General features: G+C 73.4%; 18 protein-coding genes. 5 read left to right on the top strand and 13 right to left on the bottom strand.

The annotated features are described in order from the left end of the window. Positions 1 to 28: 28 nt before the first annotated feature. Complete coding sequence (locus tag VGP36_23895; GenBank protein HEV7657755.1) at positions 29 to 718, top strand: IclR family transcriptional regulator; 690 nt, start codon at positions 29 to 31, stop codon at positions 716 to 718. Between the two features lie 194 nt (positions 719 to 912). Then, positions 913 to 1,758 (top strand): LPXTG cell wall anchor domain-containing protein, encoded by an 846-nt coding sequence (locus VGP36_23890; GenBank protein ID HEV7657754.1) that lies wholly within the window; start codon positions 913 to 915, stop codon positions 1,756 to 1,758. A 51-nt stretch (positions 1,759 to 1,809) separates the two neighbouring features. Here VGP36_23890 and VGP36_23885 read toward each other — a convergent pair whose 3' ends face one another. Together VGP36_23885 and VGP36_23880 are read right to left on the bottom strand one after the other, a co-directional pair. Further along, positions 1,810 to 2,907: a glutamate--cysteine ligase gene (locus tag VGP36_23885; protein ID HEV7657753.1), complete on the bottom strand. Its 1,098-nt coding sequence runs from the start codon at positions 2,905 to 2,907 to the stop codon at positions 1,810 to 1,812. Then, the gene (locus VGP36_23880; protein ID HEV7657752.1) at positions 2,904 to 3,443 is read right to left on the bottom strand and encodes a YbaK/EbsC family protein; all 540 of its coding nucleotides are present in this window, start codon (positions 3,441 to 3,443) and stop codon (positions 2,904 to 2,906) included. The genes VGP36_23885 and VGP36_23880 overlap by 4 nt, the downstream gene beginning before the upstream one ends. A 37-nt stretch (positions 3,444 to 3,480) precedes the next feature. On the opposite strand from VGP36_23880, the gene VGP36_23875 reads away from it, so the two are divergent. Next, positions 3,481 to 4,146, top strand: coding sequence for a Pr6Pr family membrane protein (locus VGP36_23875; protein ID HEV7657751.1), 666 nt, complete (start codon positions 3,481 to 3,483; stop codon positions 4,144 to 4,146). Here the strand turns inward: VGP36_23875 and VGP36_23870 are convergent. The 3 genes from VGP36_23870 to VGP36_23860 are packed head-to-tail and all read right to left on the bottom strand — an operon-like array spanning position 4,063 to position 7,773. Then, positions 4,063 to 4,920, bottom strand: coding sequence for a dioxygenase (locus VGP36_23870; GenBank protein HEV7657750.1), 858 nt, complete (start codon positions 4,918 to 4,920; stop codon positions 4,063 to 4,065). The genes VGP36_23875 and VGP36_23870 overlap by 84 nt on opposite strands. Then, positions 4,917 to 5,975, bottom strand: a complete 1,059-nt coding sequence (locus VGP36_23865; protein HEV7657749.1) for a maleylacetate reductase — start codon at positions 5,973 to 5,975, stop codon at positions 4,917 to 4,919. The genes VGP36_23870 and VGP36_23865 overlap by 4 nt, the downstream gene beginning before the upstream one ends. Position 5,976: 1 nt before the next feature. Further along, the gene (locus VGP36_23860) at positions 5,977 to 7,773 is read right to left on the bottom strand and encodes an FAD-dependent monooxygenase (GenBank protein HEV7657748.1); all 1,797 of its coding nucleotides are present in this window, start codon (positions 7,771 to 7,773) and stop codon (positions 5,977 to 5,979) included. 130 nt (positions 7,774 to 7,903) lie between these two features. On the opposite strand from VGP36_23860, the gene VGP36_23855 reads away from it, so the two are divergent. Next, positions 7,904 to 9,853: a hypothetical protein gene (locus VGP36_23855; GenBank protein HEV7657747.1), complete on the top strand. Its 1,950-nt coding sequence runs from the start codon at positions 7,904 to 7,906 to the stop codon at positions 9,851 to 9,853. 10 nt (positions 9,854 to 9,863) lie between these two features. Further along, positions 9,864 to 11,162 carry an iron-containing redox enzyme family protein gene (locus tag VGP36_23850; GenBank protein ID HEV7657746.1) on the top strand — a complete coding sequence of 433 codons (1,299 nt, stop codon included), beginning with the start codon at positions 9,864 to 9,866 and terminating at the stop codon, positions 11,160 to 11,162. 54 nt (positions 11,163 to 11,216) lie between these two features. Here the strand turns inward: VGP36_23850 and VGP36_23845 are convergent, their stop codons facing one another. The 8 genes from VGP36_23845 to VGP36_23810 all read right to left on the bottom strand — a co-directional run. Then, on the bottom strand, positions 11,217 to 11,711 hold the full coding sequence (locus VGP36_23845) for a hypothetical protein (GenBank protein HEV7657745.1): 495 nt from the start codon (positions 11,709 to 11,711) through the stop codon (positions 11,217 to 11,219). Further along, the gene (locus VGP36_23840; GenBank protein ID HEV7657744.1) at positions 11,708 to 12,154 is read right to left on the bottom strand and encodes a peptidoglycan-binding domain-containing protein; all 447 of its coding nucleotides are present in this window, start codon (positions 12,152 to 12,154) and stop codon (positions 11,708 to 11,710) included. The genes VGP36_23845 and VGP36_23840 overlap by 4 nt, the downstream gene beginning before the upstream one ends. A gap of 9 nt (positions 12,155 to 12,163) precedes the next feature. Next, positions 12,164 to 12,949 carry a hypothetical protein gene (locus VGP36_23835; GenBank protein ID HEV7657743.1) on the bottom strand — a complete coding sequence of 262 codons (786 nt, stop codon included), beginning with the start codon at positions 12,947 to 12,949 and terminating at the stop codon, positions 12,164 to 12,166. 46 nt (positions 12,950 to 12,995) lie between these two features. After that, the gene (locus tag VGP36_23830; protein ID HEV7657742.1) at positions 12,996 to 13,493 is read right to left on the bottom strand and encodes a hypothetical protein; all 498 of its coding nucleotides are present in this window, start codon (positions 13,491 to 13,493) and stop codon (positions 12,996 to 12,998) included. 22 nt (positions 13,494 to 13,515) lie between these two features. Further along, the gene (locus tag VGP36_23825) at positions 13,516 to 14,673 is read right to left on the bottom strand and encodes a hypothetical protein (GenBank protein HEV7657741.1); all 1,158 of its coding nucleotides are present in this window, start codon (positions 14,671 to 14,673) and stop codon (positions 13,516 to 13,518) included. Then, positions 14,663 to 17,080, bottom strand: a complete 2,418-nt coding sequence (locus tag VGP36_23820) for a peptidoglycan-binding domain-containing protein (protein ID HEV7657740.1) — start codon at positions 17,078 to 17,080, stop codon at positions 14,663 to 14,665. The genes VGP36_23825 and VGP36_23820 overlap by 11 nt, the downstream gene beginning before the upstream one ends. Positions 17,081 to 17,090: 10 nt before the next feature. Continuing rightward, positions 17,091 to 19,442, bottom strand: coding sequence for a hypothetical protein (locus tag VGP36_23815; protein ID HEV7657739.1), 2,352 nt, complete (start codon positions 19,440 to 19,442; stop codon positions 17,091 to 17,093). 20 nt (positions 19,443 to 19,462) lie between these two features. Next, positions 19,463 to 20,970, bottom strand: a 1,508-nt coding sequence (locus tag VGP36_23810; GenBank protein ID HEV7657738.1) for a hypothetical protein, incomplete at its 5' end; no start/stop codon positions are given.

Genomic DNA, 20,970 nt, shown 5'->3' with positions numbered 1-20,970 from the left:
TCACATCTTGGGACTAGCATCTTGATTCATGGGACAGCTTAGCGGAGTCGGCGTGCTCGACAAGTCCGTTGCCGTGCTCGACGCCGCCGCCCACGGGCCCGTCGGGCTGGGCGAGCTGGTCGAGGCGACCGGGCTGCCGCGAGCGACGGCGCACCGGCTCGCGGTCGCGCTGGAGGCGCACCGGCTGCTGGTGCGCGATCCCGGCGGCCGCTGGGTGCCCGGCCCGCGGCTGGCCGAGCTGGCCCGCAGCGCCCCGGACCCGCTGCTGGCGGCGGCCGGCCCGGTGCTGGCCCGGCTGCGGGACCGCAGCGGCGAGAGCGCCCAGCTCTACCGGCGCGACGGCGACGAGCGGGTCTGCGTCGCCGCGGCCGAGCGGACCAGCGGGCTGCGGACGGCGGTGGCCGTCGGCGCCCGGCTGACGATGACCGCCGGGTCCGCGGCCCAGGTGCTCGCGGCCTGGACCGACGACGAGCAACCACCGGGCGTCCGGTTCGGCCCGCGGGCGCTGGCCGAGGTCCGCCGCCGCGGCTGGGCCTACTCGGTGGCCCAGCGCGAGGCCGGCGTCGCCTCGGTCTCCGCGCCGATCCGCGACCACGCCGGCGATGTCGTCGCGGCCATCTCCGTGTCCGGCCCGGTGGAGCGGCTGACCCGCCGTCCGGGGCCTCGGTTCGCCCCGCTGGTGACCGCCGCCGCCACCGCATTGACCGCCCGCCTGTAAGGGCTTCCCGCCGTACGATCCTTGCAGATGTACAGGGTCTGACCTGCCCTGATCGACGGACAGCGATTTTATCGGTGCTTAGGGTGATTCACCCGTTCGGGACCCGGGTCGGCCCGGTGTGAGCGCTTAGTGTTCCGCCGTCCAACGACCCCTCCCGGCCCCAGGCCCGGCCGGACCTCCCCTCCTGGAGATCCATGTCCGTCGCTCGTCGCCTCGCCGTCGCGTTCGCCGTCGTCGGCCTCGGTGTGCTCGCGTACGCCGTCCCCGCCTCCGCGACCCAGTCGGGTGCCGCCGACTGCCAGACCAACCCGACCCCGGACCAGCTGGCCGGCACGCTCGACGCGGTGCACGGCACCGCGACCGTGCACGCCAGGCCCGGGACCGCCCTCTGCAGCGACGTGCTGCTGTCCGCGTACACCGTCCCTGACACCTGGGCCGGCACGGTGTTCGACAAGACCGCGCTGCCGCAGACGCTGTTCGGCGAGACCGCGGTCGGCACGGTCGCCGGCACCGGGACCACCACGCTGTCGGTCGCGCTGCCCGGCTGCGGCGCCGTGCAGGTCGACCTCTACCTGCCGCCGGAGATCACCACGGTCACGACGACCACCGGGCACAAGGGCCAGCTGATCAAGGGCTCGATCTTCCGGTTCGTGGACAGCTACGGGAAGCCGATCCCGTGCGAGGCGCCGACGCCGACGCCGAGGACCACGGCGCCCACGCCGACGGAGACCGGGACGACCACCGCCGCTCCGACGCCCACGGAGACCGGGACGACGACCGCCGCTCCGACGCCCACGGAGACCGGGACGACCACCGCCGCTCCGACGCCGTCGCAGACGACGACGATGCCGGCGGTCCCGGCGCCGACCGTCAGCGCCGGCCCGGTCGCGCCGGTGCCGACCGTGGCCGCGCCGCCCGCACCGCCGGTGCTGGCCTCGACCGGATCGAACTCGACCGTCCCGCTGATCGGGATCGGAGTGGCGCTGGTGGGCGCCGGCATCGGGTTGAGCCTCGTGGGACGGCGTCGCCGGACCGCGTAGGTATTGAGGGGAAGTGAGAGGGGCCGGTGTCCGCACCGGCCCCTCTCGCTGTCAGAGCCCGATGAGGGTCTCGGCCAGCAGGTCGTCAACCGCGTCCGGCAGCGACTCCCGCCGCGAGTACGCGGCCCGCTGCCGGTCCGCGGACGTCCCGCGGCGCAGGATCGCCGCGACCCCCTCCGCCATCGCGTCCCGGTCGCCCAGCTCGTCCAGGGCCGGATGCAGGTGCTCCAGCAGCGCCTCGACCGCCGCCCGGGCCGGGACGGCGGCAGCGGTCCGCGGGTCGATCAGCACGGTCGACAGCCCGGACCGGCCGGCCCGCCAGCGCGCGGCCCGGACCAGCTCCGGCCGCGGCGGCACGAACTCCGGGCCGGACCCGTCGACCGTCCGCAGCGCGGTGACGACCAGCGCCCGGGCCAGGCCGGCCAGCGTGACCGCGTCGTCCAGCAGCGGCACCGCGTCGCAGATCCGGACCTCCAGGGTCGGGTAGCGGGCCGACGGCCGGACGTCGAAATACACCATCCCCGGGTCCGCCACCGTGCCCGAGGCGACCAGCGCGGCGACCGTCTCGTCGTACTCGGCGGCGCTCGCGAACGCCAGCGGCGGCCCCGCCGACGGCCACCGCGACCAGAGCACCGACCGGTACGAGGCGTAGCCGGTGTCCTCGCCGTCGAAGTACGGCGAGGACGCCGAGAGCGCCAGCAGCACCGGCAGCCAGGCCCCGACGTACGGCAGGGCCGCGACCGCCTGCTCCCGGTCCTCGACGCCGACCTGGGTCTGCATCGCGCAGACCAGCTGCTCCCGGCCGACCTCCGCGTACTCGGCGATCAGGCGCTGGTAGCGGCGTTTCGGGTACGGCTGGCCGGCCAGGTCCAGCGCCGCCGGCAGCGAGCCGGAGCCGGCCACGGCCAGCCCCACGTCCGCGGTCGCGGCCACGGCGGCCCGGCGGTGCTCGGCGATCTGCGCCCGCAGCTCCGGCAACGTGGTGCAGATCCCGGTGGCGACCTCGATCTGGGAGAGCTGCAGCTCCGGCTCGATCGTCAGGCCCAGCGACTCGGCCGCCGCCAGCACCCGCTCGGCGTCCTCGGCCGGCACCCGGCGGACCGGGTCGAGGAGGTGGAACTCCTCCTCGACGCCGATGGTGACGGTCACCGGCCGAGGCCGTCGATGACCTCGACACCCGGCAGCGCGGCCAGCACCGGCCCCGGCAGCCGCAGCTTCGAGCGCCGCACGCCCGATCCGATCACGACCGAACCCGCCTCGGCCACGGCCCGGTCGACGAGCACCGGCCAGCCCAGCGGCAGCCCGATCGGCGTGATCCCGCCGTACTCCATGCCGGTCGCGGCGACCGCGTCGTCCATCGGCGCGAACGACGCCTTGCGGACGTCCAGCCGCTTGCGGGCGATGCCGTTCACGTCGGCCCGGGTGGTGGCGAGCACGACGCAGGCCAGGTAGCGCACCTCGCCGTCCCGCTTCCCCGCGATCACGACGCAGTTGGCCGACTCCTGCAGGGCCACGCCGTACCGCTCGCAGAAGGCGGCGGTGTCGGCCAGCTCGGGGTCGATGGCGGCCACCGCGATCTGCTCCACCGGCTGCTCCCCCGCCGCGCCGCGCAACGCCGCGAGGACGGGGTCGGCCAGCAGGTCGGGCCGGGTCAGGGCCGGCGCCAGCTCCAGGGTCTCGGTCACGGTCCCATCCTGCGTGATCTCATGGGACGCTGCCCACATGGGGGTACTGATCATCCGGGTCCTGCGGGTCGCGGTGGCCGCACTGGGCGCCGCGGCGGTGATCACGGCGCTCGTCACGAGCCGCGGCACGGTCGCCAACTTCGTCAGCTTCTTCACGATCGAGAGCAACATCCTCGCGATCGTGGTGCTGGCGGTGGGCGGCGTGCGCGATCCCCGCGCCGAGCGCTGGGCGTACTTCCGCGGCGCGGTGACGCTCTACATGGTCATCACCGGGATCGTGTACGCAGCGCTGCTGTCCACCGTGGACGTCGAGCTGCCGGCGCCCTGGACGAACTCGGTGCTGCACCAGGTGCTGCCGATCCTGATCCTGGTGGACTGGCTGTTCCTGCCGCCCTGGACGCGGTCGTCCCGGGCCAGGGCGCTGGCCTGGCTGGCGTTCCCGCTCGTCTACTTCGCCTACTCGCTGATCCGCGGGCCGGTCGCGCACTTCTACCCGTACCCGTTCCTGGACCCGCGGCCGCACGGCTACGACCACGTGATCGTGTACGCGATCGTCCTCGCCATCGGCATGGCCGTGCTGGCACTGCTGGTGCATCGCATCGCCGCCCAGCGGCTGGCCTCAGCCGCGCGCCAGGACGATGTCGAAGCGCGTCCGCGTCCAGGATCCGGCGACCGCCCGCCCGTCCGGCGTCGGACCCGTTGACCGCTCGAACTCCTTGACCAGCGAGGCCCGGACGCCGAAGACGCTGTCGCCGTCGAGCGACTCGCCGGCCACGAAGATGTGCGTGATGAGCGTCCGGAACCCGTCCGCGCTGACCATGAAGTGCAGGTGCGGCGCCCGCATCGGGGACCGGTTCGTCGCCGCGAGCAGCCGGCCGACCGGGCCGTCGTCCGGGATCGGGTACGGCGTCGGCGTCAGCGCCCAGAACCGGTAGTTTCCCTCGGCGTCGGTCCGCAGGTGCCCGCGGGCGGCGACCTCGTCCCCCGCGTACTGGACGTCGTAGAAGCCGTCGTCGTCGGCCTCCCAGACCTCCAGCAGCGCGTCCGGGACGGGGTTGCCGGCCTCGTCGGCGACCGTGCCCTCGACCCAGCAGGGCTCGCCGGAGGCGCCGAACGCGATGTCGCCGCCGGACTCGATCGCCGGCGACCCGGCCACGAAGAACGGCCCCAGCACGGTCGACTCGGTCACGGCGCCGGAGACCGCGTGGTTGATCGTGATCGTCTGCATCGACAGGCCGAGGACATCGGAGAGCAGGATGAACTCCTGCCGCTTGTCGTCGGTGATGTGCCCGGCGGCGGTGAGGAACTCGATCGCCGCGCCCCACTCGGCCTCGGTGAGCCGGACCTCGCGGGCGAACGCGTGCAGGTGCCGGGTCAGCGCGCCGACCACCGTACGCAGGCGCTCGTCCGGGGTGCCGGCGAAGCTGGCCACGACCGTGTCGGTCAGCTCCCGCTCGCGCGTCTCCTGGTCGCTCATGTCAGCTCTCCTGGTTCGTCTCCGGCCCACGCGGCGTGCAGCAGGCGGGCCAGCGCGGCGGCGTCGACCGGTCGCGGGTTGGACGCCGGGATCGCCGGCAGGGCGGCCTCCACCGCGGCCGCGAGATCCTGCTCGCGCAGACCGATGTCCGTCAGCGCCCGCGGCGCGTGCAGCGCGGCCCGCACGTCCTCCAGCCCCTGTACGGCGTCCGCAGCGCCCAGCGCGGTGGCGATCCGGTCCGCGGCCTCAGGGGCCGATCCCGCGTTGTACGCCAGCACGTACGGCAGGACGATCGCGTGCGTCGCGGCGTGCGGCAGGTCGAAGCGACCGCCGAGGACGTGGCAGATCTTGTGGTGCATCCCGGAGCCGGCCGAGCCGAAGGCGACGGCGGCGAGGTAGCAGCCGTACTGGGTGCGGCCGCGGGCGTCGACGTCGGCCGGGTCGGCGACCAGCGCGCGCAGGCCCTCGTTCAGCGCCCGCAGGCCTTCCCCGGCCAGGGCCGCGTCGATCGGGTCGGTGCTCGGCCCCCAGAACGCGTCGACGCAGTGCGCGACGGCGTTCAGGCCGGAGGCGGCGGCCAGGTCGGGCGGCATCGAGAGGGTGAGCGCCGGGTCGTACACGACGGTCTCGGGCAGCACCCGGTCGTCGGTGCCGGTCTTCTTGCCCCCGGCGTCGGTCAGGCCCCAGACGCTCGTCGCCTCCGAGCCCGCGTACGTCGTCGGCACGGCCACGATCCGGGCCGGCCGGTCCAGCGCGATCGCCTTGGCCAGCCCGATCGCGGACCCGCCGCCGATCGCGACCACGACGTCGACGCCGTGCTCGGCCGCGGCGGCCCGGGCCCGGTCCGCCAGCGCGACCGGCACGTGCTGGATGACCTCGGTCCAGCGCAGCGCGGTCCGGTCGGCCAGCGCGTCCAGCAGCGCGGCCTGCCGGTCGCTGCCGATCACCAGCACCGCCGCCGGCGCCAGCCGGTCCAGCTCGGCCAGCACCCGCTCGGCCGCCGCGCCCGCGTCGAGCACGACCCGCTGGCCCCGGGTCCGGTGGGCGAAGCGCACCTCAGGCCGGCCGGTGCAGGATCGCGCGCAGCGCCGACAGCAGCGCCTCCTCGGGGTCCGCGGGCAGCGTGTGCGCGCGCCAGCCGACGTGCTTGTCCGGCCGGACCAGCAGCGCCCCGCTCTCCTCGACCTCGCGCTGCACGGCCCAGTCGTAGTAGAGGTCGTCGACCTCCCGGCCGGGGCCGATCAGCACGGCCGCGAGCGGCACGTCCAGGCGCTTGGCGACCGCGTCGGCGGCCGCGGCCCAGGCCTCGCCGGCGATCCCGGTCAGCAGCGTGAACCGTCCGTACGGCGCGAGGTCGTGAGTGGACAGTGTGTGCCGCGCGTCGCCGACCCAGGCGTGCGGCAGCCGGGCGCCCGGGGTCGTGGTCGGCTGGTAGTAGAGGACCGGGTCGCGGGTCGGCGCCGGCGGCGTCGTGCCGTCGCCGACGATCGCGGTGGAGTCGTAGCGCTGGCCGAGCTCGACGCCGTGCGCGTTGAACTCGTAGTTCTTCAGCTCCATCGCCTCCCGCAGCTCGGCCCGCTTGCGCAGCCCGGCCGGGGTGTTGGCCTTCCGCTCGTCGATCGCGGCCCGCATCTGCTCCTCGGTCTGGCCGGGGCCGAGCCCGAGCGCGTCGAAGAACCCGCCGAACTCGCGGCTCGACTGGTTGGCCCGGGTGACGATCTGCTGGGCCACCGGCTGCCGCTCGGCCGTGTACGTGTCCAGCAGCTCCGGCCCGGCCTGCCCGCGCAGCACCGCGGCCAGCTTCCAGGCCAGGTTGTAGCTGTCCTGGATGGAGGTGTTGGAGCCCAGCCCGTTGCTCGGCGGGTGCTTGTGCACGGCGTCGCCGGCGCAGAACACCCGGCCCTGCTGCAGGCTCGTCGCGTACTGCTCGTTGTTGCCCCACAGGGACGTGCCGGTGATCTCGACCTCGAGGTCCGGTACGCCGACCAGGTTCCGCACGATCTCGGTCGCGGCCGCGACGTCCACCTGCGGCGGCGGCCGAGTGATGTCGTACCCCCAGACGATCAGCCACTCGGTCCAGGGCCGCACCATCCGGACCAGGCCGGCGCCGATGCCGCCGACGTCCGCGCCCGGCTGGATGACCCAGTAGAGGACGGACGGGCGGTGCCCGACGAGCCCGGCCAGGTCGGCCGTGAACGTGATGTTCATCGAGCCGGCCACGTCCATCTGCCCCTGCATCGGCAGCCCGAGGTCGGCCGCGACGGCGGACCGGGCGCCGTCGGCACCGAGCAGGTACTTGGCCCGGATCCCGTACTCGGCGCCGGTCAGGCGGTCGCGCACCCGCACCGTGACGCCGTCCGCGTCCTGCTCGTGGGACAGGTACTCGGTGGAGAACCGGCTCTGCGTCCCCCGCACGGTCGCGTTGCGGACCAGGATCGGCTCCAGGTACGTCTGCGGGATGTCGCAGTTCAGGCTGGGCGAGGCGAGCCGGTAGTCGCCCTCGCGGGCCGGGTGGGTGCCCCAGGTGAGGATGCGGCCGATCTCCTCGCCGGCGATGGACGTGCAGAAGACCGTGTCGCCCATCAGCTCGTGCGGGGTGGCCTCGGCCAGCACCTGGTCCTCGACGCCGACGTCGCGGAAGATCTCCATCGTCCGCTGGTTCGTGATGTGCGCCCGCGGGGTGTTCGCCGTCCACCGGTACTTGGTGATCATGATGTTCGGTACGCCGAGCGTCGAGAGGAACAGCGCCGCCGACGCCCCCGCCGGTCCCGATCCGACCACCACCACGTCGGTCTCGACCAGGCTCCCCGCCGGGAGCTCCGTCTCCGCGACCCCGTCGTCGAACACGACCACGTTCGTCCTCCGCCCACCCGGCAACCGTCCCGAGAATGTAGCGCGCACAACTACCTCGCCACCGGGCCCGCCGTATCACCGGCCCGCCCGGGCCCTCTGCTAGGCGAGGACCACGCTGGGGGGACACGGCATGCCCGAGATTCCGACGTTCACGATCACCGCGCTCCCGGGCGCCGGACCGGGGCCGGTGGTCGAGCTGGGCCCGGTCGGGCCGGTCGCGCGGCCGGTGACCACGCTGGCCTACGAGGCCCCGGCGGTCCCCACGCTCGACGCCCTCCCGTACGAACGCGAGACGACCTTCCCGGGCGCGGCCGGGACCCCGTTCGAGGGCCGGGAGTACTTCTATCCGCTGGCCCGGGTCGCGACCCGCACCCCGACCTCCCGGGTGCCGGCCGTGACCGTCGAGCCGGCCGGCGACGGCTGGCTCCTGCGGGTCACCCTCCAGCTCTACCGGCCCGGCACGATCCCGGCCACGGCCGTGCCGCTCGACGTCGAGCTGCGGGCGGGCCTGCGCGCGCCCCGCCCGGGCGAGCTGACGACCCTCACCACGATGCAGGACGAGGCGCCGGAAGGGCCGGACGTGATCCGGCAGATCGTGCTCAGCGGCCCGGTCGAACGGGCCTGGATCGACCTGCTCAAGACCGAGACCGGCATGACCCTCGCCGTCTCCGGCCGGCCCCGGTACGCCTGGTCGGACGCGGCCGTGCAGGCCGAGAGCCGCAAGGACGTGCCGTACGACCCCGAGCGGGTCGGGAGCCTGCTGGGGCCCAAGGGCGACCTGCCCTTCTCCTTCCCGCTCGCCGAGCGCGCCAACGGGCCCGTCTACGCCGCCGTGGACGGCACCGCCGGCACGGCCACCGGGGTGTGGGTCGTCGGCCCGGCCGGTCCGTGGGCACGCACGGCGGCCGGCGACTTCGGCGCGCTGCCGCACGAGTACCGGCTGGCCTTCGACCCCGAGCACGGGCTGCCGGCCGTCACCGTGCTGCTGCTGGCGCCGGAGGCGGACGGCGGCGAGTACCGGGTCCGGGTGCGGTTCCACCTCGTGCCCTGGTGGGACCCGGAGCTGCTGGGGCAGCTGCGCACGGACATCGCGGAGAGCGAGGGGACGCCGTACCCGGTGCTGGTGACCGGCGGCTACGACGCCGTCGAGTTCACGCCGAGCACGCTGTTCGGGAGCCTCGGGGGCGACGTGCTCGGGCAGGGGACGACCGCGATCGACGCGCAGGGGTTCGAGCTGGTCTTCGACTGCAGCATGGAGTTCTACACGCTGCTGTGCACGATGCTCGCGCCCGCCACCGGGGTGCCGACCGGGCTCGACGGGCACGTCCGCTTCACGCTGCCGACCGGCGCGGACAGCCGGCTGACCCGCGACGTGCCCGTGCACGTCCGCCTCGACGTCCTCGCCGACGGGTACCTGCCGGTGCAGCCGGTCCCGACCGGCGCCGGGTCCGTCCACGAGCTGACCGCGACCGTACGGAACCTGGCCCGGGCGGCGGTCACGGCCACCGGCGCGGCCGGCACGCTGGTGGTCGCCGGACAGCCGCTGACGTACCCGGTTCCGCTGAGCGCGCAGCCGCTGCCGCTCGCTTTGGCCGCCGCGGGGTCGGAGGGCAGCAGCGCCACGCTGAGCCTGACCACCTCGGTGCCGGTGGTCGCGGACCGGATCTCGGCGCTCGACCTGCGGTTCACCGAGATCACGGTCGCCGCCTCCGCGACGGCCGTCCTGGAGCAGGTGCACGAGCTGGCCACCGCCACGACCCGGCCCACCTCGGTCCGGGTCACCAGCTACCAGCTGGCCCACCCGGAGAACCTGCCCGCGCCGCTGGCCGACCTCTACGGGCTGGAGATCGAGGTCCGGCTGGGCCGGCGGGCGCCGGTGACGGTCTTCCTGACCCGTACCGAGCCGGACAAGACGGTCGCCCTCGCCCTGCTCATCGGCGACCTGGTCGGCGGCGCCGATCCGCAGCAGCCCGGCGTCGGCTGGCGCCGCCGCAACCTGAGCACGGCCGGCCCGGGCGAGTTCAGCCCCTGGCAGACCACCACCGGCCGCGAGCTGTTCGTCACCCCCGCCGACCACTGAAGGAGGAACCGTGGACGACTACACCGGGCTGCGGGACCGCGACTACTTCCACATCATGCTGAACCTCGACTCGTACGAGGACTTCCTGCCGACCGCGCGGACGCTGGCCGAGCGGTTCCTCGGCGCGGCCCGGGCGACGCTGGCCGACGGCTCGCTGGAGCCGGAGCTGCAGGCCTTCCCGTACAGCCCGGCGGCGTTCCGGGAGCGGCTGGACCAGATCTACCAGGGCCTGGCCGACGACGTCGCCCGGTACGAGGCGCAGCGCGGCTGGACCCGCCGGACCCGGGCCGACGTGATCGAGTGGCTGCTGCAGATGGCGCCGTTCAACCAGACCGACGGCGCCTGGCTGCGCAGCATCGCCCCGGTCGGCCCGATGAACGAGGTGCAGGCGCTGCTGTTCTCCATCTACTCCGACGAGATCGGCGGCGGCGACCCCGACCGCAACCACGCCACCATCTACACCGAGCTGCTCCGCTCGGTCGATCTCGACCTGCCCGACCTGCGCTCCCGCGACTACGCCGACGACCCGCGGATCGTGGACGCCGCGTACACGCTCCCGCTGTTCCAGCTGGTCGTCTCGCAGTTCCCGCAGGACTACTTCCCGGAGCTGCTCGGGATGACGCAGTACCTGGAGTGGTCCTCGATCGAGCTGCGCAGCCAGGTGCTGCTCAACCGGCACTTCGGGATCGACACCCGGTTCTACGAGATGCACGTGGCCATCGACAACGCCGCCTCCGGGCACGGCGCGCTCGCCCAGCAGGCGGTCGAGCGGCACCTGGAGCAGGTGCGGGTCGACCTCGGGGACGAGGCCCGGCAGGACCAGTGGGAGCGGATCTGGACCGGGTACGTCGCGTTCGCGACGACCGGCGAGCTCGGCCAGCAGGTGGCGGAGAAGCTGCGGCAGGCGCCCACCCCGGCCCAGCGGGTGGCCGCGATGGTCGCGGACCGGGCGCCGAAGGCGCGGCTGAACCACGGCACCCGCAAGCTCGGCGGCACCCTGCTCAACGACCTGTTCGCGGACCCCGACCGGTTGCTGGCGACGCTGGTGAGCAGCGGGCGGATCGTGCCCGGGGAGCCGGAGAAGAGCCCCTTCTTCGAGCTGCTGGGCCCGGAGGGGCCGATGTACCGGGTCTTCTCCGCCGAGGAGATCACCGTCTGGCAGGACTGGACCCGATCGCTGACCGCCGTCGCGGCGGAGTCGATCCCGAACGCTGCCGCGGTGGAGCGGCCGATCACCCTGCTGTCCCCGCCGGAGCGGGTGGACGAGCACCCGACGCGCGAGATCCACGGCAGCGGCAGCGTCCACTGAGGACGGACGAGGGGGCCGGCCGGCGTCACCGCCGGCCGGCCCCCTCGCGCGGGCTCAGGTCCGCTCGTACCGGCCGTTGCCGTAGAGGTTGTAGCTCCACTCGACGTGCAGGTCCCGCAGGCTGTTGCGGGCGGTGCCGGCGATGGTGACCGGCACCCGCGCCAGCGGCGCGTTCGGGACCGTGCTGGCGTTCGTCGGGTTGTGCACGGTCAGGGACAGGAAGACGTGCTGGCCCCAGAAGATGTCGTAGTGCGGGACCTCGATCCAGATGTTCGGGATGAAGGCCCCCCCGCCGTGGTACGTCGCGCCGTAGTCCCACTTCAGGACGAAGGTGAACTCGGCGACGATGTAGTCCTCCATCGGCCAGGCACACATCCGCTGCCAGCTCTGCTGCAGCCACATCGGGCCGCGGGTCCCCCGCAGGTCCTGCCAGTCGTCGACCTTCGGCACGGCGTTGGCCGTGGAGCCCTTGATGTCGACGGAGGGGGCGTCGTCGGTGAAGACGTCCCACGCCGCCTTGGCCACGTTCACGATCGTGTCGGCGCTCATGCGATGACACCCCCATCGGACGGAAGGTCGCTCATGGCCAGCAGGGGCACGTCCTCGGGTACCCCGGCGTCGTCGCTCTGCGAGACCGTCCCCTCGAAGAAGGCCTCCTTCTCGGCGTCCGACCACTCCGAGAGGGTCGCCGGGGCGCCCGCGGTCACCAGCGACTCCGGCACGGCGTCGGAGGCGACCCCGCCGCCGTCCGAACCGCCGCCGCCGGCACCGCCGTCGGCCGGGACGCCGGTGAGCGCGGCCCAGGTCGCCGGTCCGGCCACGCCGTCGACGCCGAGCCCGTAGTCGCGCTGGAACGCCTGCACCGCGGCCAGCGTGCCGGGACCGAAGTCGCCGTCCAGGCCGCCCGGGTCGTACCCGGCCTGGGCCAGCAGCTGCTGCAGGTAGTACACCCAGTCACCCTGGGATCCGGTACGCAGAACCGGTTCGTCCATGACGCTCCCCTACCGTTCCGTGATTCCGGTGCCGGGCCACATCAGCCGCAGGTGGCCGGCGTAGAACTCGTTGTCGGTCTTGCGGCACGACGCCTGCCAGATCTCGTCGATGGCGGCGTTCGGGTCGCTGTTCCTGGCCGCGGTCCGCAGCAGGATCTTGTTGCGCAGCAGGACACCGTTGGCCCCGTCGTCGAGCTCGGCCTGCGCCTGCTTGATCCCGTCGGCGAACTTCTCCCGCTTGACCGCGATCGTCTCCTCGCTGTCGAGCGAGTACGTCCCGGCCGGGTACTCCGGCGTCCCCAGGTCCAGGGCGCCGTACATCAGGCCGTAGCAGTAGCCGGCCGTCGCGTAGGCGCGGTTGGCCGCCTCCAGCGCCTTCCAGACCTCGAAGGCCATCACGGCCACCGTGAGCACGCCGTCGATCGGCTCGGCGACCACCTCGAGCACCTCGACGCTGCCGAGCATCCCGACGGCGTCGGCCAGCGAGCTCAGCGCGTGCGCCCCGTGCAGGACGTCGGTGACGATCTCCTCGGCGTCCACGGGCGGGGTGACGACCGGCCCCGGGTCGGACAGCGGCTGGCCGGTGTCCGGGTCCAGCGCGGTGCCGTACTGGTCGTTGAAGTCGCGGCTGCCGTCGGCGTAGACGTTGAGCACCCGGCCGTCCGGGTACGTCGTGGTGGAGGAGTTGTTCGGGTAGTCGACCCGGACGGTTCCGTCCGGCCAGCTGGTGGTGGCCGACCCGTCGTCGTTCCAGTCGGTGGTCGACCCGTCGGCGTTGAGCACGGTTTCGGGCATGGCGAAGGTCCTCTCGTTCGTCAGTGTGCGGATCTGAGTGCGGGCGTCAGTCGATGCGCTGGCCGACCACGGCGCCCCCGGCCGGCGTCCAGACGATCGTGCCGCCCTCGAAGCCGCAGGACAGCCGGCCCGCCTCGGTCCGGACGTCGCTCGTCGGGTAGCCCAGCGTGCTGCTCTGCCAGCCCAGCTCGGCCCACTTGTCCCGGATCTGCGCGTGCACCTCGTGGGCGCCGAGGTCCGGGGTCCAGTAGACGGACCCGCCCGTGAAGTGGTTGTAGCGGCCGTTGCCCGGCCCGCAGCCGAGCTCGTCGGTGACCGGGTAGCCGAGCAGACCGCGCTCGCCGCCCAGCCGCGCCCACTTCACCCGGATGTCGCCGTGCACCTCGTGCGCGCCCAGCTCCGGGGTCCAGAAGATCGACCCGTTCTGGTAGTCGCGGGCCCGGCCGTGGCCGTCCCGCAGGGTCATCTCCCCGCTCCCCGCGCCCTCGTCCACCGGGGCTCCGAGCCACTGGCACTGCCGCCACTTCTCGTCGATCGCGCTCATCCCACTGCTCCCCGTTCGTCGGTCATCGGTTGTCGTCGAGCATTTGCTGGTCGGCCCGGACGACCAGCTCCCTGCTGCGGGTGGTCTCCCAGGCGCCGGCGACCGCGTGGTCGCCGCGGCGGGCGGTGACCCGCCAGGAGTGGTCGCCCGGCCCGCCCGCGGGCGGCACCAGGCGTACCGACTGCCGCTCCGCCGTCAGCGGAACCGTGGTCGCCGGACCGTCGCCGATCCGTACCTGGACGGCGGGATCCGCGACGTCCGCGGGCCACGGGCCGAGCACCATGACGTCGACCTGCCGGACGCGCGAGCCGGGCAGGTCCCACTCGGTCACGGCGACCTGGTCCAGCGGCAGCGGTGCGGCGGCGGCCCAGGGCAGCCGGTTCCCGTCCAGGGTCAGGACCATCGGGCCGCCGCCCGGACGGCCGGAAGCCGGCTGCCACCGGGCATCCGGGGCGTACCCCGGCAGCCGCAGGCCCGGCACCGCGGTCCACGGGTGCGCGGTCACCGCCGGCTCGAACAGCGCGGCCGCGGCGAACGCGAGCGGCGGCCAGCCCGGGTACGCGGCGAAGCTCTCCGCCAGCGTCACCCGGACGAGGCCGAGCTTCAGCAGCCGGTCGAGGGCATCGGCCACGTCGCCGTCGGTCAGCCCCGCCGCTCCGGCCAGCTCGGCCCGGGCGCCGTCCCGGTCGATCTCCACCCGGCCGCGCGGGCCGCCGCTGACGACCAGCGTCCCGGTGGCGGTGGCGCCGAGGCCCGGCGGCGTGCCCGGGCCGACCAGGCTGCGCAGCAGGGTCGCCCGGGTGATGTCCAGGCCGGCGGCGAGGGCGACGACCGGCCGGACGCCGGCCGCCACCGGGGCGCTCGCCAGCGGCTCGCCCAGCACCAGGCGGACCTCGCCGTCCGCGTGCTGCGGGGCGAGCACCTCCTGGATCTGCGCCGGCAGCGCGGCGTCGGCCGCGTCGCCCGGGTCCGAGGGCGCGCCCAGGTCCAGCGTCAGCGTCAGGACGCCGCCGCCGCGGGGCTCACCGTCGTCGTGCCGGTAGAGGGCGAGGCCCGGGGCGCCGAGCAGCGCGGGCGCGGCCGGCGGCCGTACCACCCGGGTGCCGCCCGCGCAGCGCAGGTAGAGCCGGTCCTGCAGCACCAGCGGATCGGCCAGGCCGGGGACGTCGTCAGCTGACATCGGGGGCTCCAGGAATCACCGGGGTGGCGAACAGCTCCCGGCCGGTGACGGTCTCCCACTCCGAGAACTCGCCCGGACCGGCCGGCGACACGTTGCGGCGCCGCCAGTCGAAGGTCGGCTGCTGCGGGTCGACACCGGCGACGAGGTCGCCGATCAGCAGGCTGAGCGTCACGGTCTTGTCCGGCTCCTCGCGGGTCAGGTAGGCCGTGACCGGCGGCCGCTGGTCCCGCCGGATCTGCACGTCGAGCTGGTACAGGTCGGTGAGGCCGGGCGGCAGGCTCTCGGGGTGCGCGAGCTGGACGCTGCGCACCCGTACGGTGGTGGCGGCCGTGGTCGCGGCGGCCAGCTGGTGCACCTTCTCCAGCACGGCCGATGCCTCGGTCCGGAGCGTGACCTTGGCGAAGCCCAGCGCCAGCGCCCCGATCGTGCTCGGGTCGACCGCGCTCCCGCCCTGGGCGGCCAGGGTCAGCACGACCTCGCCCGGCCCGGCCGACGGTGGCGGCGGCGGTGTCATCGGGAACGCCTCGGCCCACGTCGCCGCGTCGACCTCACCGGTCACGGGCAGACCGACGTCGCGCTGGAAGCGCTTGGTCATCGCCGCGGTGAAGTCCCCGAAATACCCGTCCACGTCGGCGGGCTTGAGGATCTTGAGCTCGACCAGCCGCTTCTGGAAGGTCCGGACGGCGGGCTTGGCCTGATGGGTGTCGATCACGAGCGGCCCGGGAAAGGCCGGCGGCGGAGGCGGTACGGGCCGGGCCGGTGCGACCGGGACCGGCGTACCCACCCCCGGCACCCGGAACGAGGCCGGCACGGCCAGCGCCGCGACCGCGGCGTCCGGTGGTTCGTCGTCGCGGCTCTCGACCAGCAGCACGGCCACCGCGGCGCCGACGTCGGCGTCACCGGCGGCGAGGTTGCGCACCCGCGCGTACACCGGCGGCACCCAGCCCGGCGGCCAGGTCACCGGGTCCGGCAGCGGCACCTGCTCGAAGGTGAGGTAGTCGTCGGCCGGCAGGTCGAGCCGGATCCGCACCGGCACGTCGCGCACGGTCGGGCTGCCGCCCTCGGCCTGGGCCGCGAGCGTGAAGCGCACCCGGCCCTCCAGGCCGGTCGGCGCCCCGTGCGCGGGCGCCAGCAGCCCGCACATCAGCGTGTAGAACTCCATGCTGCACTCGAAGACGAGCTCGAAACCCCGGCCGTCGACCGCGGTGGACGCGTCGCCCTGGCCCAGCACCGTGCCGCCGAGGTCGTTGAACAGCGTCGAGGTCGCGAAGTCCGCGCTCTGGTAGCCGCCGACGACGAGCTCGGGATAGACGACGCCGGTGGACTCGCTGATGTCCCGGCGGAGCGTGTCCACGAGCTGCGGGTCGAACCAGGGCACCAGCTTGAACCGGATCCGGGCCCGGTACGCCGCCGACGGCTGCCCCGGCGCGGGCGCCGGCGGTTCCAGCAGCAGCACGGTCACCGCGGGCTGGGAGTGCTCGACGTCGAAGGCGAGCCGGTACTCGGTGGGCAGCGCGTAGAACTGGCCGGCGGCCGGCGCGGTCTGCCAGGCACCGCCGGGCCCCAGGACCCACTCGCCGCTGCCCTTGCCGTCGAACTGCGCGTAGACCGGGTCGCCGGCGGGGTCGTCGCGGCGGAAGTACATCGAGGCGCCGCTGGGCTCGACGGTCAGCATGATCGTGGGCAGCTGGTCCGGGGCCGGCCGGTGCCGCCAGCGCAGCATCGTGCCGCCGCCCCGGAAGAGCAGGGACTCCTGGGGCGCGGCCAGCGCGGTGAGGTCCGGGCCGCCGACCGCCGCGGTGGGGTCCGGGCCGCCGACCGCCGCGGTGCCGGTGACGAGCAGGACGCTGCCCGGCATCGTCCGCATCCGCTCGAGCCAGGTGCTCGTGACCGGGACGCGGGCCACCAGCCGGCGGACCACGCCGGCCCCGATCGGCGTCTGCTCGGTGATGTCGGTGATCGGCAGCGAGTCCTCGCCGCCGCCGTCGAGCGGGCAGTAGAGCCGCAGGGTGAGGCCGCCGATCGCGAGCGGCTCGCCCTGGTCGGCCGGGATGTTCGGGTGCCGGCGGAACTCGAGCACGAGGCGCAGCGACCAGCCCCCGCTCACCCGGTCGACGAAGACCGCCGGCACCGCCGAGGTCGGGGACCGGCGCGCGATCACCGCGGCCGGGACGAAGTACTGCCTGCCGCCCAGCGTCCACAGCACGTCGCACGAGGTCGGGATCGGGTCCTGCGTGGTGCCCCCGTCCGGGCCGACCCAGATCGTCTGGTCCGGGACCGGCTCGGTGACCCGGCGCTTGCGCAGCTGCGCCAGCATCTCGGTCCGGTCGACCCGGGCCAGCCGGGCGACGGGCTGGAACTGGTCGGCGGACAGGTTGCCGATCCGCATCTCCGCGGTGGTGTCCATCGCCGGGCCCCTACAGCTCGATGACGAGCGGGTTGGCGGACGTCTCGACCGGGCCGACGGTCTTCTTGCTGCCGTCCACCGCGAACCCCTGGACCGTGTACGTGTAGACGGTCGCGTTCTCGTCGTGCAGCGCCACCGTCCAGGTCACCGGGTCGGTCGTGTTGCCGGCCGGGGTGAACTGCAGGTTCTTCGCCTGCTTCTGGCCGCTGGCCGCGTCGGTGTAGCTGAGGCCGACCAGCACGAGCTTCCACTTCGTCATGTCCAGCAGGGTCGGCACCACGTCGACGGCCATCATCTTGCTGGTCACGTCGCCGATGTTGATGCTGGTCTCCGCGGTCCGCAGCCAGCTGCCCTGCTTGGTCGAGCCGTCGGCGTAGGTGACGTCGAACCGGTACTCGTACTCGCGCAGACCCTTGTCCAGCAGGGGAACCGTCCACTCCCAGGTCTGGGCCGCGGCGGTGAAGGCGTGCGTCTCGGTGACGCCGTAGCCGTGGGCCTCGTCGGTGTAGCGGGTGCTGAGGTTGATGACGGAGATCGGCGGGAAGACGCCCTGTGAGGTGAAGCTGAGGTCCAGCTGCTCGGTGAACGGGCCGTCGATGGTCAGCCGGCTGGTCGTGTCGCGCACCGGGTCGAGCGAGATCGTGTGCCCGCCGGTGAGCCCGTACGAGACCTGGTACTCGTACTCGCGCGAGGGATTGCCGCCGGTGTAGGTGAACCAGCGCTTGTTCGCGGTGTCGTTCGCCGCCAGCGAGATCCGCTCGGTGGCCGACGGCGCGTTCAGCCCGGGGTAGCGGAACCGGACGTCGACCCGGTCGACGACGTCCCAGGGCACGCCGCCGACGATGCAGTCGACCTGGACGCAGCTCAGGCCGTCGTAGCCGATGATCAGGCTGCGCTCCCGGCTGTCCACCACCGGCGTCGTCACGGCCTGCGTGCTGGCCTTGTAGTTCAGCCGGCTGCTGTAGCGGTAGGTGTCCTTGGGCGACCCGTCGGCGTTCTTGGCCAGCGTGGTGCGGAAGTAGAAGACCTCGTCCCCGGTCTCGTACGTGAACGTCGAGGAGTGCGCGATCACGTCGCCGGTCCGCTCGTCGGTCTCCTTGTAGTCGAGGGTCACGGTGATCGCCGCGATCGGGTCCTTCTCGAAGTCGGCGGTGACCCGCACCGGGACGTCGAGGACGTGGAAGATCGGGGTGTTCAGGTCGGCGGTGGTGATCCGCTTGGCCATGACCTCCGGCGTGACGACCTCGTACAGCAGGGCGTTGGGATAGGTCGGCATCGGCTGGGAGATGCGACCGTCCAGAGTGAACTCGAGGTGCCCGTCCATGTGCTGCTCGAAGTCCTTGAGCCACAGCTGGTTCCCGCCGGTGACCGGAGCCCCGGCCGGCTTGAAGTTCTGCAGCGGGTCGGTGCCGAGCTTCTTGTCGATGTCCGGCGAGAACGCCGGCGTGAAGAAGTGGTCCTTCAGGTAGCCCTGGGCGATGTCGAGCACGAGGTCCTCGAGCGCCTTGTTGGCGTCGTCGACCGCGTGCTGGTCCTGCCCCGGCATCGCCGGGAAGTTGTTCTTGTCGTACTCGATGTGCAGGCTCACGATCTTGGTCTGCAGCTCCTTGAGGCTGCTCACCTGCGGGTAGCTGCGCACCAGCCGGCCGCCCTGGGTCTCCTGGATCGTGACGTGGTCCTTGAGCTCGTCGTAGATGTCGGAGGCCTCGCCGGTGATGCTGATGTGGATGTTCGGGATCCGGACCTGGTACGTCAGCGCGTAGTTGATGACCCCGGGGAAGACGCCGTCCTCGGCCGAGGACTTCAGCAGCCGTACGCCTTCCTGTCCCAGCAGCGCCGTGTAGCTGACGATGTTCGTGCTCGTGAGCGAGGGGTGGTCGCTGCCCTCGATGCCCTTGACGAAGGTCAGCCCGGAGGCCGGCAGCACCGTGAACTTCACCGTGCCGTCGACCCAGGTCGGGTACGACAGCTTCGGCGTGCCCGCGACGGCCGCCCGCCGGGCGAACGAGACGACGCCCCCGGCCCGCATCATCGGCATGATCATCGACCGCCGGCCGCCGAGGATGTCGCTGCGGATGTAGTCGAGGATCTTGGCCTGGTCGTCCTGGCTGACCGACAGCTCGAGCGACATGTTCAGCACGCCGCCCTCGGTCTCGCCCGACGGCAGCGCCGAGGAGCTGTCGGCCATCAGGGACAGGTCCCGGGCGAAGGTCATCAGCGAGATGGCCGGCAGCCCGTCCGCGGCGGTCACCAGCGACGGCTTGCCGGGCAGCATCCAGAACTGGAGGGCGTCCTCGTCGTCCTGGAAGATCTCGACGTGGTCCACGCCCGGAACGATGAACTTGCTGAACAGGTTGAGCATCGGATGCTCCCTCTCGGGACTCAGGCGGGTGGCACGGTCAGGACGAGGACGTGGTCGGTCGAGTCGGCCGCGGCGGTCGAGCGCCGGCTGCCGTCGGTGAGGTAGTACTGCGCGCTCCAGGTGTAGGCCGGGCGGTCGCCCGCCTCCAGCGGCAGCGTCCAGACCTGCTGACCGGAGCGGCTGGACTGGAAGAGCATGTTCTTGGTCTCGGGCCGGCCGCCGGGTCCGGTGTGCTGCAGGGAGACCTGGGCCAGCTTCACCACGGCGTAGTCGAGGAGGTCCGCGGCCACGGTGACCTCCAGCAGGCTCGCCGGTTGCCGTCCGATCGCGACGGTCCGGGATCCCTCGGCGTCGACCCAGTCGTACGGCCGGACCGAGCCGTCCGTGGCCGTGCTGGTGACCTTGTAGCGGAAGGTCGCCGGCTCGTCCGGGACGAGGCCGACCGTCCAGGTGGCCTCCGGCGTGGCCGGGGTCAGCTGGTGGAACTCATGGACGACGGGCGCGTCCGGCGCCGGCCGGTGCTCGCACTCGACGAGGTGCTGGGCCACGCCGGCGAACCCGCCGGGGACGGTGAACCGGACGGCGAGCGTGTGCGCGAACGCCGGCGGCACGATCAGCACCCGGCTGCTGTGCGTCCGCGCCGGCGACTCCACCCGGCGTCCGTCGTGCAGGACGTGCACCGCGCGGTACTGCCAGGGCTGGTCGACCGGCACCCAGATCGCCCGTTCGTAGGAGGCCATCGGGGCCGCGGACCGCAGCACGACGGTGTCCTCCTGGGCCGGGACGCCGCGGGCGGCGTCGGCGTACGTGAGGTGGATCTCGACGACGTCGGTGAGCTCCCAGTCGATCGCCGAGCCGTCGACGTCGATGAGCACCCAGCCGACGTCCCCGGTGGAGAGCAGGAGCTGCTCGCCCTGCGCGGTCACCTCCGGCAGTTCCAGGCGGTGGCTCGTGCCCGCGAACTGGACCACGGCGCCGTACGCGTACGACCGGCCCAGCGTCGGCTCGACCACGGCCTGGAAGGTGTCGGTGACCGCATTGTCGGTGAACAGCACGTCGTGGCGATGCGTCCCGTAGCGCAGCTGCAGGGTGATTCCGGCGATCCGGTTCCGGGCGAAGTCCACGTTGCAGCGGCTGCGGACCGTGAGGATGTCGAAGATCGGGTCGCTCAGATCGACCTCGTGGTAGGAGCCACCGTCGACGCCGGCCAGGTTGCCTCCCGGCCTGACCGGCCAGGCGAGCGAGGACCGCCCCGAGAGCAAGGTGTCCACTTCGGACACTTGTGACCAGTCCGGCGCCGCGCCGCCTCCGGCGGTCAGGGCACCCTGGGTGCTCTGGTCGAGCAGGTCCCAGCCCCAGCGCACCAGCCGTTCCTTCAGCGCGTCCATCCCGGGGACGCCGGGCGGCGGCCAGTCCAGGACCTCGACCCCGGCGGCACCGGCGGTGGTCAGCGCCGCGGGCCGGTCGGCGGCCGGGTCCAGCGGCGCCACCTGGTCCCAGGCGTCCCGCAGCGGCCCCGGCCGGAGCC

The sequence above is a fragment of the Mycobacteriales bacterium genome, assembly GCA_035995165.1.
In the GTDB taxonomy this organism is placed as follows: domain Bacteria; phylum Actinomycetota; class Actinomycetes; order Mycobacteriales; family CADCTP01; genus CADCTP01.
This window is presented reverse-complemented; position numbering and strand designations above follow the sequence as displayed.

What these genes read in the sequence shown, in the direction of transcription:
- VGP36_23895 (HEV7657755.1), top strand. Translation starts at nt 29, where the DNA reads ATGGGACAGCTTAGCGGAGTCGGCGTGCTCGACAAGTCCGTTGCCGTG.
- VGP36_23890 (HEV7657754.1), top strand. Translation starts at nt 913, where the DNA reads ATGTCCGTCGCTCGTCGCCTCGCCGTCGCGTTCGCCGTCGTCGGCCTC.
- VGP36_23875 (HEV7657751.1), top strand. Translation starts at nt 3,481, where the DNA reads ATGGGGGTACTGATCATCCGGGTCCTGCGGGTCGCGGTGGCCGCACTG.
- VGP36_23870 (HEV7657750.1), bottom strand. Translation starts at nt 4,920, where the DNA reads ATGAGCGACCAGGAGACGCGCGAGCGGGAGCTGACCGACACGGTCGTG.
- VGP36_23855 (HEV7657747.1), top strand. Translation starts at nt 7,904, where the DNA reads ATGCCCGAGATTCCGACGTTCACGATCACCGCGCTCCCGGGCGCCGGA.
- VGP36_23845 (HEV7657745.1), bottom strand. Translation starts at nt 11,711, where the DNA reads ATGAGCGCCGACACGATCGTGAACGTGGCCAAGGCGGCGTGGGACGTC.
- VGP36_23840 (HEV7657744.1), bottom strand. Translation starts at nt 12,154, where the DNA reads ATGGACGAACCGGTTCTGCGTACCGGATCCCAGGGTGACTGGGTGTAC.
- VGP36_23835 (HEV7657743.1), bottom strand. Translation starts at nt 12,949, where the DNA reads ATGCCCGAAACCGTGCTCAACGCCGACGGGTCGACCACCGACTGGAAC.
- VGP36_23830 (HEV7657742.1), bottom strand. Translation starts at nt 13,493, where the DNA reads ATGAGCGCGATCGACGAGAAGTGGCGGCAGTGCCAGTGGCTCGGAGCC.
- VGP36_23825 (HEV7657741.1), bottom strand. Translation starts at nt 14,673, where the DNA reads ATGTCAGCTGACGACGTCCCCGGCCTGGCCGATCCGCTGGTGCTGCAG.
- VGP36_23820 (HEV7657740.1), bottom strand. Translation starts at nt 17,080, where the DNA reads ATGGACACCACCGCGGAGATGCGGATCGGCAACCTGTCCGCCGACCAG.
- VGP36_23815 (HEV7657739.1), bottom strand. Translation starts at nt 19,442, where the DNA reads ATGCTCAACCTGTTCAGCAAGTTCATCGTTCCGGGCGTGGACCACGTC.